We start from the raw sequence: 13,983 nt of genomic DNA, 5'->3' as shown, positions 1-13,983 counted from the left end.
AGGGTCCGGCAGGAAATATTGAGGTTCGGGGTCGTCGATGGAAGAATTGCTGCCGTATTACGAGCGCGAATTATCGTTTTTGCGGCGCTATTCGCGAGATTTCGCCGAACGCTATCCGAAGATCGCGGCGCGGCTCGCGCTGTCCGGCGAGCATTGCGAGGATCCGCACGTCGAACGGATGATCGAGTCGTTCGCGCTGCTCGGCGCGCGCATCAACAAGAAACTCGACGACGACTACCCCGAATTCACCGAAGCGCTGCTGGAAGTGCTGTATCCGCACTACCTGCGGCCGTTTCCGTCATGTTCGATCGCGCAGTTCACGCCGGCTTCGCCCGGCCAGCAGACCGAACCGGTCGTGATCGATCGCAGCACCGAACTGAAGAGCCGCCCGATCCGCGGCGTGCAGTGCCGGTTCCGCACCGCCTACGACGTGACGCTCGCGCCGATCCGCATTTCGGAAGCCCGTTACACGCCGGTCGCGCTCGCGCCGAGCGCGACGGTGCTGCCGTCGAACGCGACGGGCGTGATCTCGATCACGTTCGAATCGCTTGCCGCGCAGCTCGATCTCGGCGCGCTGAAGCTGTCGACGCTGCGCGCGCACCTGCACGGCGAGCAGTCGTTCGTCGCCGCGCTCACCGACTGCCTGTTCGTCAACGTGCTCGGTGCGTATGTCGAGCCGGAACGCAATGGCCGCTGGACCGCGCTGCGCAAGCTGCCGATCGCGCAGGCCGGCTTCGACGAAGACGACGCGCTGATCGACTATCCGGCGAAATCGCATCCCGCGTATCGCCTGCTCACCGAATACTTCGCGTTCCCCGACAAGTTCGATTTCGTCGATTTCGACCTCGCGGCGATCACGCGAGCGTCGGGCCGCTGCCAGCGCGCGACGCTGCACCTCGTGCTGCAGGATGTACGCAGCGATTCGCACGTCGCGCGGCTGCTCGAGCTGCTGACGCCGAGCCATTTCCGCCTGTTCTGCACGCCGATCGTCAACCTGTTCCGCCAGCACGGCGAACCGATCCGCATCACGCACCGCGCGGTGTCGTACCCGGTGATCGCCGAGGCGCGGCGCGCGTTCGCGTACGAGGTGTACTCGATCGACTCGGTGAAGCTCGTCAGGCAGCAGGCGCACGAAGAGTCGGTGATCGAGTTCCGGCCGTTCTACTCGCTGCATCACGGCGAGTCGGCGCGGATCGGCCACTACTGGTTCGCGCGCCGCAACGACTGGGTCGCGCAGAAGAGCCCCGGCTACGAAACCGAGATCTCGATCGTCGACATCGACTTCGAGCCGACGTCGCCGCAAACCGACACGCTGAGCCTCGACCTCACCTGCACGAACCGCGACCTGCCGGCGATGCTCGCGTTCGGCCTCGAAGGCGGCGACCTGTTCCAGGAAGGCGGTGCGCAGACGAGCGGCATCTCGCTGCTGCGTCGCCCGACGCAGAGCGTGCGCTTCGAGCGCGGCCGCGCCGCGCACTGGCGGCTCGTGTCGCATCTCGCGCTCAATCACGTGTCGCTGGTCGCGCACGGCCTCGCGCCGCTGAAGGAAATGCTGACGCTGTACGACCTGCGGCGCACGGCCGTGTCGATGCGCCAGATCGACGGCCTCGCCGGCATCGAGCAGCGCGGCGCCGTGCAGTGGCTGCCCGGCAAGCCGTTCGCGACCTTCGTGCGCGGCATCGAGATCCGGTTGACGATCGACGAGGAGCACTTCGTCGGAGCGAGCCTCGCGTCGTTCGTGCGCGTGCTCGACAGCTTCTTCGGGCTGTACGTCCACCTCAACAGTTTCGTTCAATTGGTCGTCGTGTCGAAGCGCACCGGCGAGGAGATCATCCGATGCAAGCCCCGAACCGGCGAATCGATCCTGGCGTAGTCGACGCGCTGCTCGACGAGCCGCACCGCTTCGAGTTCTTCCAGGCGGTGCGCGTGCTCGAAGGGCTGTTCGCGCGGCAGGCGTCGGACGCGCCCGGCGCGTGGCGGCAGGGCGACGTGGTCGCGCAGCGCATCGAATTCCGCAACACGCTGTCGCTCGGCTTTCCGCCGAGCGAGATCGAACGCGTGCGTTCGTTCGACGACGACGGCACGCTGCTCGATTCGGACGAGCAGCGCGGCGCCGCGCTCGCGGCCGGCGAGCTCGGCCACGTCGAGCTGACGCCAGCGTTCTTCGGGCTGCTCGGCGGGCAGGGCGCGCTGCCGCTGCATTACACCGAGCAGATCGTCGCGCGCGAGCACCTGCGGCGTGATCACGCGGCGCGTGCGTTCTTCGACGTGTTCTCGAACCGTGCGACCGCGCTGTTCTACGCGGCGTGGAAGAAATACCGGCTGCCGTTCCATTACGAACTCGACCGCGACGAGCGCTATCTGCCACTGCTGCTCGCGATCGCGGGGGTGCCGAGCGACGAGGTGCGCGACAGCCTTGCCGCCGGCTCGGGCGGCGTGCTCGACGAGGCCGTCGCCGGCTACGCGCTGGCCGCGCGGCACCGGCCGATGTCGGCCGCGTACCTGCAGCGCGCGCTGTCCGACTACTTCCGCGTGCCGGTGAAGATCGACCAGTTCGTCGGCAAGTGGTACGACGTGCCGCCCGACCAGCTGAGCGTGCTCGGCGAAGTCAACGCGGTGCTCGGCGCGACGGCGCTCGTCGGCGAACGCGTCTGGCAGCGCGACATGCGTGCACGGATCGTCGTCGGCCCGCTGTCCAAGCGCGACTACGAGGCATTCCTGCCCGGCGGCGCGCAGGCCATCGCGCTCGAGCGGATGCTGACGCTGCTCGCGGGCGTCACGCTCGAGTACGAGGTGAAGCTCGTGCTGAAGCGCACCGAGGTCGGCGCCAGCGTGCTCGGCGCGGGCTCGCGGCTCGGCTGGGATGCGTTCCTCTGCACGCGCGACGCGCCCGAGGACCGCTCCGACGCACGCTACGAACTGCACGTGATTCACTGATTCCGAACGACAACAACACGCAATCGAACCTGAGATCGACGCCATGAGCACGCCTCTGAAGACCCTGATCACCAAACTGAACCCGCTGTGCCGGCACGCGACCGAGCGTGCGGCAAGCGCGTGCCTGGCGCGCGGCCATTACGAGGTCGATCTGGAGCACCTGTTCCTCGCGCTGCTCGAGGAGCCGGCCGGCGACCTGCCGCTCGCGCTGCGCGCGAGCCGTGTCGATCCGCACGCGCTGCGTGCCGATCTCGAGCGCGAGCTCACGCGCCTGAAGACCGGCAACACGCGTACGCCGGTGTTCTCCGTGCACCTGATCGCGCTGTTCGAGCAGGCGTGGCTGATCGCATCGCTCGATTCGCAGCTCGGCCGCATCCGTTCGGGGCACCTGCTGCTCGCGCTGTTGACCGCGCCGGATCTCGCGCAGTTCGCGCAGCGGATGTCGTCGCAGTTCGCGGAAGTGAACGTGACGGACCTGAAGCACAAGTTCGACGAGGTCATGGCCGGGTCGAGCGAGGCCGAGCCGCGCCAGTCCAATGCGGACGACGGCGGTGCGGCGCCGGCCGCCGACGGTGCGGCACCCGCGGCCGGCCCGTCGAAGACGCCCGCGCTCGATACGTACACGACCAACCTCACGCAGCGCGCGCGCGACGGCAAGATCGATCCGGTGATCGGCCGCGAAGCGGAGATCCGCCAGGCGATCGACATCCTGATGCGCCGCCGCCAGAACAACCCGATCATGACCGGCGAGGCCGGCGTCGGCAAAACCGCGGTCGTCGAAGGGCTCGCGCTGCGGATCGCGGCCGACGATGTCCCGCCGCCGCTGCGCGGTGTGGCGCTGCACGTGCTCGACATGGGGCTGCTGCAGGCCGGCGCGAGCGTGAAGGGCGAGTTCGAGAACCGCCTGAAGAGCGTGATCGACGAAGTGAAGAAGAGTGCGCATCCGATCATCCTGTTCATCGACGAGGCGCATACGATCATCGGCGCGGGCGGCCAGGCCGGCCAGAACGACGCGGCGAACCTGCTGAAGCCGGCGCTGGCGCGCGGCGAGCTGCGCACGATCGCCGCGACGACGTGGAGCGAATACAAGAAGTACTTCGAGAAGGACGCGGCGCTCGCGCGGCGCTTCCAGGTCGTGAAGGTCGAGGAGCCGAGCGAGCCGCTCGCGGCCGCGATGCTGCGCGGGATGTCGGGCCTGATGGAGAAGCACTTCAACGTGCGGATCCTCGACGATGCGATCACCGAGGCCGTGCGCCTGTCGCACCGCTACATCAGCGGCCGCCAGCTGCCCGACAAGGCGATCAGCGTGCTCGACACCGCGTGCGCGAAGGTCGCGCTCGCGCACAGCGCGACGCCGGCCGCGATCGACGACACGAAGAAGCGGATCGAGCGGATCGATGCGGAAATCGCGTCGCTGGAGCGCGAGGCAGCGGGCGGCGCGCCGCACGACGAGCGGCTCGGCGAGCTGCGCGGTGCGCGCGACACGGCGCTCGAACAACTGGCGAAGGATGAAGAACGCTACGAAGCCGAGCGTGCGATCGTCGCCGAGATCACCGAACTGCGCGACACGCTCGACAAGGCGCGCGGCCCGTCGGAAGACGGCCAGTCGGTCGACGTGCAGGCCACCCGCGACAAGCTTTCCAAACGCGTGGCGGCGCTGCATGCGCTGCAGGGCGGCGAGCCGATGGTGCCGCTGCAGGTCGACGGCCACGTCGTCGCCGAGATCGTCGCCGCGTGGACGGGCATTCCGCTCGGCCGGATGGTGAAGGACGAAATCGACACCGTGCTGAACCTGCAGCCGCTGCTCGCCGCGCGCGTGATCGGCCAGGACCATGCGCTGGAGGCGATCGCGCAGCGCGTGCGCACCGCGACCGCGAACCTCGAGGATCCGAACAAGCCGCGCGGCGTGTTCATGTTCGTCGGGCCGTCGGGCGTCGGCAAGACCGAAACGGCGCTGGCGCTGGCCGACATCCTTTACGGCGGCGAGCGCAAGATGGTCACGATCAACATGAGCGAGTACCAGGAAGCGCACAGCGTGTCGGGCCTGAAAGGCTCGCCCCCCGGCTACGTCGGCTACGGCGAAGGCGGCGTGCTGACCGAGGCCGTGCGCCGCAACCCGTATTCGGTCGTGCTGCTCGACGAGGTCGAGAAGGCGCACCCCGACGTGCTCGAGATGTTCTTCCAGGTGTTCGACAAGGGCGCGATGGACGACGCGGAAGGGCGCGAGATCGACTTCCGCAACACGCTGATCATCCTGACGTCGAACGTCGGGTCGGCCGCGGTGATGCAGGCCTGCCTGAACAAGCCGGCCGACGAGCTGCCCGATCCGGACACGCTCGCCGAGACGCTGCGTCCGCAGCTGTACAAGACGTTCAAGCCTGCGTTCCTCGGGCGCATGAAGGTCGTGCCCTACTACCCGATTTCCGACGACGTGCTGGTCGAGATCATCGAGTTGAAGCTCGAGCGCATCCGCCGCCGGATCGAGGCGAACCACAAGGCCGCGTTCGAATGGGACGAGTCGCTCGTCGAGGCGGTGCTCGCGCGCTGCACCGAGGTCGACTCGGGCGCCCGCAACGTCGACCATATCCTGAACGGCACGCTGCTGCCGGAGATCGCGGGCCACGTGCTCGGCCGGATCGCCGACGGCGAAGCCATCGCGCGCATCGCGGTGCGTGCGGACGAGGCCGGCGAATTCGCCTATACGGTCGAATGAGCCCCCGCACGCGACATCTCATGCATCAACGGATTCACTGAACCATGCCGATCAATCTCCCCGAGCTGCTGACGCCGATCAGCGACGCGTCGCCCAGCGGCGACGACCTGCTGTTTTCGAACGAATTCGACGCGATCCAGGACGCGCGGCGCTACGACGATCCGACGCTCGACCAGGGCGAATGGGTGACCGAGATCAAGGAGGCCGACTGGGGCTTCGTCGTCGACCAGGCGGGCGAGCTGCTGCGCACGCGCACGAAGGACTTGCGGCTCGGCGTGTGGCTGACCGAGGCGCTCGCGCTCGAGGACGGCATCACCGGCCTCACCGAAGGCTATGCGCTGCTCGAGGGCCTGTGCCGCGAGTTCTGGGACACCGTGCACCCGCTGCCCGAAGGCGAGGACACCGAATACCGGCTCGGCAACGTCGCGTGGCTCTCCGGTCGCACGGCCGAGCTGCTGCGCGCGGTGCCGATGACGGACGGTGCGTCGAACGCGTTCAGCACGCTCGACTGGGAAGTGGCGCAGCACGTCGCGCAGTCGATCAAGCGCGACCCCGATCACGCGGACGAGATCGCGCGCGGCAAGCCGTCGCTCGACCAGATCGATTCGTCGCGGCGCGTGACGCCGATCGCGTTCTACACGACGCTGCTGGCGAACCTGAAGGCGTTCGAATTCGCGCTCGATGCGTTCGAGGAGCGGCTCGTCGAGCGCGCGGGCGATTCGGCGCCGAGCTTCCGGCAGGCGCGCGACGCGTTCGAGACCGTGTACCGGCTCGCCGAGCGCTTTGCGCGCGAGCAGGGCTATACGGGCAGCGCACCGCACACGCAAGCGGCGCCGCAGGCGCAGTCCGAGCGCATCGAGCCGGTTTTCGGCAATCCGATCCAGACCGAGGAGACTCATGTGCAGCAGCAGACCGCTTCGCGTCCCCCGGTGACGCAGATGATCGCCGGCATCCAGAACCGCGCGCAGGCCGTCGACCAGTTGCGTGCGGTCGCACGTTATTTCCGCCAGACCGAGCCGCACAGCCCGGTCGCGTATCTCGCCGACAAGGCGGCCGAATGGGCAGACATGCCGCTGCACAAGTGGCTGGAGAGCGTCGTGAAGGACGACGGCTCGCTGTCGCATATTCGCGAACTGCTGGGCGTGCGGCCGGACGAGCAGTCGTAAGCGCAAAACGGGTGGCGCATTGCTGCCGCCACCCGTCGGGTGCCGCGCCGCCACGGAACGGCCGGCCGATCTGCTGTTACTGCCCCACCCGAAACTCGATCCGCCGGTTCCTCGCCCGCCCATCGGCCGTATCATTCGGCGCAATAGGCTGATCCGGGCCCACTCCCGTCGTCGTCATCTGCTGCGGCGGAATGCTCTTCGTGATCAGGTAACCCTTCACCGCGTCCGCGCGCGCCTGGCTCAGCGCGATGTTCGACGTCCGGTTCCCCGAGTTGTCGGTGTGGCCGATGATGTCGACCGTGCGGTTCTGCATCTTCGCGAGCGCGGCCGCCATCTGGTCGAGGATCAGCCGGCCCTGCGGCGTCAGCGTCGCGCTGCCGGTCTCGAACTCGATCGTCCGGTTCGCGAGCGTCTGGTCGAGCACGCCCTGCTCGGATGCCGACACGCGCAGCCCGTTCTTGATCGTATACGTCGGGTTCAGCGTGTTCGCCATGTCGCTCGCGAGCTGTTGGCGCTGCGCCTCGTTGTGCACCTCGCCCTTCATCTCGATCTGCGTGCCGTTGATCTTCAACTGGCCCTTGCTGATCTGCTTGAGCTGCGCGCCGAGCAGCTTCTGCACGTTGGCGCTCCAGTTCGGCGGCGTCGCGACGTCGCCGACCTCGATCTGGTCGACGACGTTCGTCGCGCCGTAGGTATCGCGCAGCTTCTGCAGCACGGCGGCCTTGGTCGCCTCGTCGGGCACCTTGCCGCCGGCGACGACCTGGCCGGGCGTCGCGTTCGCGGGCGGCGGCGTGATCGTGCCGGCGGTGCCGTGCACCACCGTGCCGGATGCGGCGCCGGCGTTCGGGTTCGACGACGGCAGCGCGGTCGTCGCGACCGTGCCGTTGCCGACCGGCGTGACGGTCGCGCCGGTGTTCTGCGCGAAAGCCGCGCTGCTGGCGACGAGGCCGGCGGCGAAGAGCGCGGCGAGGGCGGGCGAGAGGGCGACCGAAAAGCGGGTGCGCCGGGCGTGAATCGTGCGATGCATCCCGTCAGCCTCCGATGAACGCTTCGCGGAACGCGTCGATGGCGACGCGCAGCGAGAGTTGCGGTTGGTCGAGGTAGCTGACGAGCTTGCTGATCTGCTGATCGTTTTGCGCATGGGCGTCGATCCACTCGGGATCGTCGATGTCGATGTTGTGGGCGGCGTAGGTCTGCGGGTCGACCACGCTCAGCAGCGTCTTGGCCGACGCGCCGTTGAAGCCGATGATGAGCCGTTCGCGCTCGGCGATCGTGCCGATGAAGATCGCGAGCTCGAAGTCGGCCTGCGCAACGAACGGCGCGATCAATTCGAGCCAGAACGCGGCGACGAGGCTGCGGTAGAACGGATCGACCGGCAGCGGCAGCGTGAGGCCGCGTTCGATGTGCGACGAGCCGCTCTGCATCACCGGCCGCAGCAGCGAGCCGAGCGCGAGCATCGCGCCGCGCAGCCGCACAGGATGGCCGCTTTCGAGCAGCATCTGCTGGAGGCCGTACAGCGACTGATGTTCGACGAAATCGTTGAAGGTGCCGTCATGTGACGTGCCGGGGCCGCCGACGTCGATCGGCACCTGCGTGTCGCCGAGCGCCTGCAGCGCGCCGGGCGGTTCGTCCTTGCCGAGCAGCGGCGGGATCTGCGTGGCGACGCGCGACCACAGCCGTGCGAACGCGAGCGGGCTGCGCGCGAGGAACGCGATCGGCCGGTCTACCTCGAGCGCGGTTGCTCCGAGAAACGGGAAGCGGCGCATCGACACGTCGTGGCTCGCGACCATGTGGCCCGCGATCGCGAGCTTGCTGCGCGAGCCGAGGAACGCGAAATGCATCGGCTTCGCATCCTCGTAGACGATCTTCCAGCGCGGATCTTCCGCGAGCAGCTCCAGCGCCTGCGCGATCCAGTGGTCGAGCGTCTGCAGCAGCTGCGGATTGTGTGCGCTCTTGACGAAGTCGCCGCGCGACGGAATCTTGCCGAAGTAGGCGATTTGCGCCTGAACGGTTTGCGTCATTGCGCCCCCTGTGCATTCGTTGCGTTGGCGGCCGCGACGGCCGGCGCCGCGGCCGGCGTGCCCGTGCCGGCGGACTGGGTTGCATTCTGCGCGGCGCCGGTGCTCGCGTCGGCGACCGACGACGGCAGCTGCAGGCCGCGCAGGCTCTGCTGCTGCGGCTGGTCACCGCCGCCGCTGGACGGTTGCGACGTGCTGATGATGCGCATCGTCACCGACACGTTTACGCTGCCCTGCGCCCACGTGAGGTCGAAGGTGCCGTCCGGGCGGCGCTTGCGCTGCGCCGAGTTGATCAGCTTCTCGAGACCGTAGCGGCCCGGCTCGTTGACGAGCTGCACCGTGCGGCCGTCGAAGGTCGTCGCGGACAGCGTCGCGCCCGGCGAGCCCTGCGGGTTCGGCCACACGAAGTTGGTCCACTGCGGCGGCGTGTTGCGGTAGCGCAGTTGCTGGCCGTCGATCGCGATCGTGTATTCCGTCGTACCCGTGCTCGGCTGCGGCAGGATCTGGAACACGGTCTGCGGCTCGGACGACGCGGCCGCGCTGCCGGCGGCACCGCCCGCGAGCGGTGCGACCCAGCGTGCGAAGCCGTTCGTGAAGTCCGGCGTGAGGCCGATGCCCATGTCGCCCCACGTGCGGGCGGCGAGCGTGTCGCCGCGGCGCACCGCGAGCGGCCCGAGCGTCGTGCCGACGAACTTCGCGATCGAGCCGTCCGGACCGAACACCTGGGCGATCTCGCCGGCGCCAGCCTCGACCTTCGCGCTCGCCGCGAACGGGTACTTCGTCGCGAGCGAGTTCTGGAACGGCTGGTAGACCTGCGCGTTCCACACCTTGTTGACTTCGGCGCTGGCCGGCTGGATCACGACCGCGAACGCCTGCATCAGCGGCCGCACGAGCAGCGGACGCAGCGACTTGCGTTGCGAGTCGGTGAGGCCCGTCAGCATCTGCTCGTCGACGAGCTTCAGCGAATCGGCGAGTTCCGAACCGTTGCCGTCGAGCGTCTGCTGCATCAGCTGGCGCGCGCCCGGGCCCGGGTCGCCCTGGTTCTTGATCACGTTGAAGCGGGTACGGACCTTCGACAGCGAATCCATGTAGCCCTTGAGCATCGACGTGCCGTCATGCGTCGCGACGATCCGCGCGAGCCCGATGAACTCCTGGCCGATCGGACCCATCGGCACCTCGGCCGGATTGCCGTTGATGTCGATGTTGGCGGCCGCCACCTGGCCGGCCTGCGAGCGCGTGAACAGCTGCTTGACCCAGTTCACGACGCCCGTCTGCGCCTTCTTGATCGCCACGTTCGCGAGCGACGGGTTGTCCCACGAGGTCTGGTCGTACGCGGTCTCGAGGATCTTGCGGATCGGCGAATCCTGCGGGTCGCCGAGGCGGTTCATCCCGTCGACGGCCTGGCCGAAGCTGCTGAAGCCCTGCACCGCGATGCCCTGCATGAACTTCTGCCAGTGCTGCGCGTACTCGGTCTTGTACATGCCGACGAGCGTCTTCTGGATCTGCTCGGGGCTGCCCTCGAGCGTCAGGTCGTCCTGCGTCGACGTGTTCAGCACCCAGTCCTTCGCCTGCAGCTCCTTGGTCGCCGCGTCGCGGATCGCCGGCTGCACGTAGTCGAACCACGCTTCGCGCGTGAACGTGCCCGGAATCGCATAGCTGCCGGCCACGAGCGACTGGTTGCCGTCGCCGACGATGCGCGCGATGGTCATCGGCGCGAAGCGGGTCGACGCGCGTGCCTTGATTTCCTCGTAGACGCGCTGGCGGGCCGGCATGCCGCGCACGACGCGGCGCAGGTTCTCGCGGGTCTGGTCGACGAGCGCGAGGTTCGCGTCGATCATCGGCCAGTCGTTGTCGTTCACGCGGGACAGGTAGAACGAGATCATGCGCTCGGCGCTCTTGATCATCTCGTCACGCGGCATGTTGCCGCGATTCGTCTCGAGCCAGCCGCGCCAGAAGCGGGCGAGCTGGTCGGTCAGGTGCGCCTGCTCGACGTGACGCTTGTCGGACAGCATCAGGTACGTCTTCAGCGCGTTGTACGCGTCCTGGACGTTGGTCGGCGACGCGTCGCTGTAGAGGCCGCCCTGCGGTGCGGCAGCCTGTTGCGGGGCGGCGGCCGGCGCCGTGCCGGACGCGGCCAGTGCGGCGCCGGCCTGCGGCGCGGCGCCTGCCGCGTTGGTCGAGACCGGAATCGCGCCACCCTGCACGGCGCCTGATTCGGGCGGGCGCGTCATCGGCACGAGCTGCTCGGGGTGCGCGTTCACGTCCTTCATGAACGACGCGAGGTTCTGCGACACGGGGGCCAGCAGGATCTGGCGCACGCCGTTGTAGTACTCGGTCAGCAGGTGCTGCTCGAGACGGTCGCCCTGGTACAGGCCGAGCGACACCGACAGCGGCTTGTCGCGGCGGAACTGCTCGAGCTGTTCGATCCGGTCCTCGAGGATGTCCATCGCCTGCAGGCGCGACTGCAGGTCGTTGCGGCCCTGCTGCAGGCGCGTGACGTTGTCGAGGTCGGCCTGCACGTTCGACACGAGCTGCTGGTTGCCGATCGTCGACCAGGTCCAGCCGCCGAGCGCGAGCGCGAGCGCCGCGACGAAGCCGAAGAAGGTCGCGTAGCGCAGCCGCGTCTTGGTCGGGCTCGCGAACTGGCGCACCGTCTGGCGGTCGGCGAAGATCACCTTCGAGAACAGGTCGCGCAGGAAGAAGCCGTTCTTCGAGAACGCGCTGTGCGGCTTCGGCAGTGCGTTTCCGTCAAGGCCGAAGCGGTGCGCGATGCGCTGCGCGGCCGCGCTGTTGGTTTCGCCTTCCTGCAGTGCGCTGGTGAAGTAGAAGCCGCGGAAGATCGGCTTGTACTGGAACGGGTTGTTCTCGAACAGCGTCGCGAGGAACGCGCGCAGCGACGGCTTGATCGTCGAGAATTCGAGCGGAAAGCTCAACTGGCCCGGCGACAGCTGGTTGCCGCGCGACAGCGACAGCTGCGCGACGCTGATTTCCTTCAGCCCTTCGTACAGCTCCTCGAAGTGCGTGTCGAACTGTGCGACGACGTCACGCTTGTCGTCGGGCTCGTAGGGCAGGGTGGCGCCCCACACGCGGTCGTACTCGTGCTTGTCGCTGCTGCTGAAGAACTCGGTGAAGCCGGTGATCAGGTCGGCCTTCGTGAACATCACGTAGACCGGCGCGAACACTTCCAGCTTTTCGGTCAGCTCCTGAACGCGCTGACGGAGGTTTTTCGCGAGGTTGATCGCGAACTCGGGGCGGTTGCCGGTGAGTTCGGCGATGCTCGCGGTGACGATGATGCCGTTGATCGGTGCCTTCGGGCGATAGCGCTTGAGCAGGCCGAGGAAGCCGAGCCACTCGCTGCGGTCTTCCTCGTGCACCGAGTAGCGGCCGGCCGTGTCGAGCAGGATGCCTTCGGTCGTGAAGAACCAGTCGCAGTTACGCGTGCCGCCGATGCCGTGGATCACGGCGCTGTTCTTGTCCGCGAACGGAAATTGCAGGCCGGAGTTGAGCACGGCGCTGCTCTTGCCCGCGGCCGGGTTGCCGATCACGATGTACCACGGCAGTTCGTACAGCGCGGAGCCGCCCGACACCTGGCCGATCTTCGAGGTCTTGATCGTCTTCACCGCATCCGACAGGCGCGTGCGGAGCACGTCGAGGTCGGCGGTCTTCGAATCGGGCGCGAGCGCGGCGGCGGCGGGCGCGGTGATCTTGCCGGTTTCCGCCTGCTCTTCGAGCACCTGGCCGAGCTGCTGGTTCGCGCGCTTCACGCGCCAGCGGCGCCACAGCGCGACGACGAGCCACAGCGCGAGGATCGCCGCGAACGCGATCGCCGCCCACAGGAGCGGCAGCTGCAGCATGTCGGCGACGATGAAGAGGATCGCCGCTAGCGCGACGATCCCGACAATCGAGAGCGTACGCGGATGAGTCAGCACGTTGAGGATGCGTTGCATAGGACGTTCAGGTTCCGGTGCGATTCGGTGAGGCGACGCAGGCGCGCCGAGCGGCAAGGGTGGCGCCGCGATGTGTCGCCATGCTGTCAAACGGGATGAAGGGGGCTGGCATCAATGCGCCCGCGGCATCGGAGAAGGCGCGCGCATTAATGAAAGGACGCTGTGAGATTTAAAACGGAAGCGGCGGCCGGAAAAAATCGCGCACCGGAATGCCCGATGTTTTGTGTCGCCCATATCGTTTCCTGCCGCGATATTAAGAAGCCCCATGCCGCCCTCATTATTTCCTGTCCGGCAGCCCTGGCTAGCTGCCGCGTCCCAGTTTAAAACCGGGTTTATGGTATTCCACGTGCCCGAGATCCATCATTTTCCATCGGCCGCCCCAGGTCAGTCCGACTTCTTCGGCGACCTGGCCGTACAACTGGTAGCCGCGCATCGCCCAGGGATCTTTCTCGGAAATGACCAGCTTGCCGTCGCGCAGGAATGCGTTGTCGGCCGCCAACCCGAATTGGTGATAACTCTGGAAGGCTGCCGCGTTGGTCACGTTGCCGCCCATTTGCGCCAGCCGGTTCTGCCGTTCCGGGCTTCGGTACCCTTCCAGCAGCGCCATTTCATAACCGTGCTGTTCGTGCATGATCTTGTAGACCAGCAGCAAACGCGTACGGAAATCCGGGTCCAGCAGGTTCCAGTCGCGGCTCGCATCCTTCAGCGCCGGGCGTATCTGCTCGACTTCCTTGGTGGCGAAGACTTCCGGCGGCAGCGGCGGCGGCGGCACGAGCTGCTCGCCCTGCAGCAGCGCGGCGATCTTCTCGTCGGGCACGCGCGCCGTGTCGTCGTACTGGAACAATTGCCGGCCGCGTAATGCAATGGCGACCAATGGCGGCGTCGCAAGAATACCTGCCGATACCATAATCATCAAGCGCCGGCGAACCAGTAAATTTTGCACATCGTTTAATGCGCCGCGCGTCGCGCTTGCCGATTTAACAATCTGACTCCGCGTACGCGCGGCGCGATCGTTCGCACGGCGCGTAAGACGGCCGTGAAACTGGGCGACGGATTCGAAAACGGTCGCGCGGATACCCGGTAAAAGCAACAGTGCCGCGACCGCTACGGCAAGGGCGAAATAGGCGACGAGTGCGACGGCAATCAAAGAAATCCCCGGAAATTGGAATTGATTGTGTTTTGCAATGCTTGCTCTTAGAATC

Annotated in this window: 8 protein-coding genes; 4 read left to right on the top strand and 4 right to left on the bottom strand. The window is 67.3% G+C overall.

Annotation, left to right across the window (positions count from 1 at the left end; all coding sequences use genetic code 11):
- The first annotated feature begins 37 nt into the window (after positions 1-37).
- From tssF to tssA, 4 genes are read left to right on the top strand one after another with little or no spacing between them, the layout of a single operon-like run.
- A complete protein-coding gene (tssF, locus tag DIE03_RS19865; RefSeq protein WP_124453253.1) occupies positions 38-1,873 on the top strand; it encodes a type VI secretion system baseplate subunit TssF in 1,836 nt (611 codons plus the stop codon).
- Complete coding sequence (gene tssG / locus DIE03_RS19860) at positions 1,837-2,937, top strand: type VI secretion system baseplate subunit TssG (RefSeq protein WP_124453252.1); 1,101 nt, start codon at positions 1,837-1,839, stop codon at positions 2,935-2,937. The genes tssF and tssG overlap by 37 nt, the downstream gene beginning before the upstream one ends.
- A 43-nt stretch (positions 2,938-2,980) precedes the next feature.
- On the top strand, positions 2,981-5,650 hold the full coding sequence (gene tssH / locus DIE03_RS19855) for a type VI secretion system ATPase TssH (RefSeq protein WP_124453250.1): 2,670 nt from the start codon (positions 2,981-2,983) through the stop codon (positions 5,648-5,650).
- Positions 5,651-5,694: 44 nt separating this feature from the next.
- On the top strand, positions 5,695-6,816 hold the full coding sequence (tssA, locus tag DIE03_RS19850) for a type VI secretion system protein TssA (protein ID WP_124453248.1): 1,122 nt from the start codon (positions 5,695-5,697) through the stop codon (positions 6,814-6,816).
- A 76-nt stretch (positions 6,817-6,892) separates the two neighbouring features.
- On the opposite strand, the gene DIE03_RS19845 is transcribed toward tssA, so the two are convergent.
- The 4 genes from DIE03_RS19845 to DIE03_RS19830 all read right to left on the bottom strand — a co-directional run bounded on the left by DIE03_RS19845 (position 6,893) and on the right by DIE03_RS19830 (position 13,928).
- On the bottom strand, positions 6,893-7,843 hold the full coding sequence (locus tag DIE03_RS19845; protein WP_124453246.1) for an OmpA family protein: 951 nt from the start codon (positions 7,841-7,843) through the stop codon (positions 6,893-6,895).
- Between the two features lie 4 nt (positions 7,844-7,847).
- The gene (gene tagF / locus DIE03_RS19840) at positions 7,848-8,837 is read right to left on the bottom strand and encodes a type VI secretion system-associated protein TagF (protein ID WP_124453244.1); all 990 of its coding nucleotides are present in this window, start codon (positions 8,835-8,837) and stop codon (positions 7,848-7,850) included.
- Positions 8,834-12,781 carry a type VI secretion system membrane subunit TssM gene (tssM, locus tag DIE03_RS19835; protein ID WP_124453242.1) on the bottom strand — a complete coding sequence of 1,316 codons (3,948 nt, stop codon included), beginning with the start codon at positions 12,779-12,781 and terminating at the stop codon, positions 8,834-8,836. The genes tagF and tssM overlap by 4 nt, the downstream gene beginning before the upstream one ends.
- Positions 12,782-13,082: 301 nt before the next feature.
- Positions 13,083-13,928 (bottom strand): M15 family metallopeptidase, encoded by an 846-nt coding sequence (locus tag DIE03_RS19830; RefSeq protein WP_124453240.1) that lies wholly within the window; start codon positions 13,926-13,928, stop codon positions 13,083-13,085.
- Positions 13,929-13,983 lie beyond the last annotated feature (55 nt).

The sequence above is a fragment of the Burkholderia sp. Bp8992 genome (assembly GCF_003853705.1).
In the GTDB taxonomy this organism is placed as follows: Bacteria; Pseudomonadota; Gammaproteobacteria; order Burkholderiales; family Burkholderiaceae; genus Burkholderia.
The sequence above is the reverse complement of the archived record's forward strand: the minus strand, read 5'-3'. Positions and strand labels throughout refer to the sequence as shown.

Bases quoted from the DNA above. Each gene is read 5' to 3' on its own strand.
- tagF (WP_124453244.1), bottom strand. From the start codon at position 8,837: ATGACGCAAACCGTTCAGGCGCAAATCGCCTACTTCGGCAAGATTCCG.
- tssH (WP_124453250.1), top strand. From the start codon at position 2,981: ATGAGCACGCCTCTGAAGACCCTGATCACCAAACTGAACCCGCTGTGC.
- tssA (WP_124453248.1), top strand. From the start codon at position 5,695: ATGCCGATCAATCTCCCCGAGCTGCTGACGCCGATCAGCGACGCGTCG.
- tssM (WP_124453242.1), bottom strand. From the start codon at position 12,781: ATGCAACGCATCCTCAACGTGCTGACTCATCCGCGTACGCTCTCGATT.
- tssG (WP_124453252.1), top strand. From the start codon at position 1,837: ATGCAAGCCCCGAACCGGCGAATCGATCCTGGCGTAGTCGACGCGCTG.
- DIE03_RS19845 (WP_124453246.1), bottom strand. From the start codon at position 7,843: ATGCATCGCACGATTCACGCCCGGCGCACCCGCTTTTCGGTCGCCCTC.
- tssF (WP_124453253.1), top strand. From the start codon at position 38: ATGGAAGAATTGCTGCCGTATTACGAGCGCGAATTATCGTTTTTGCGG.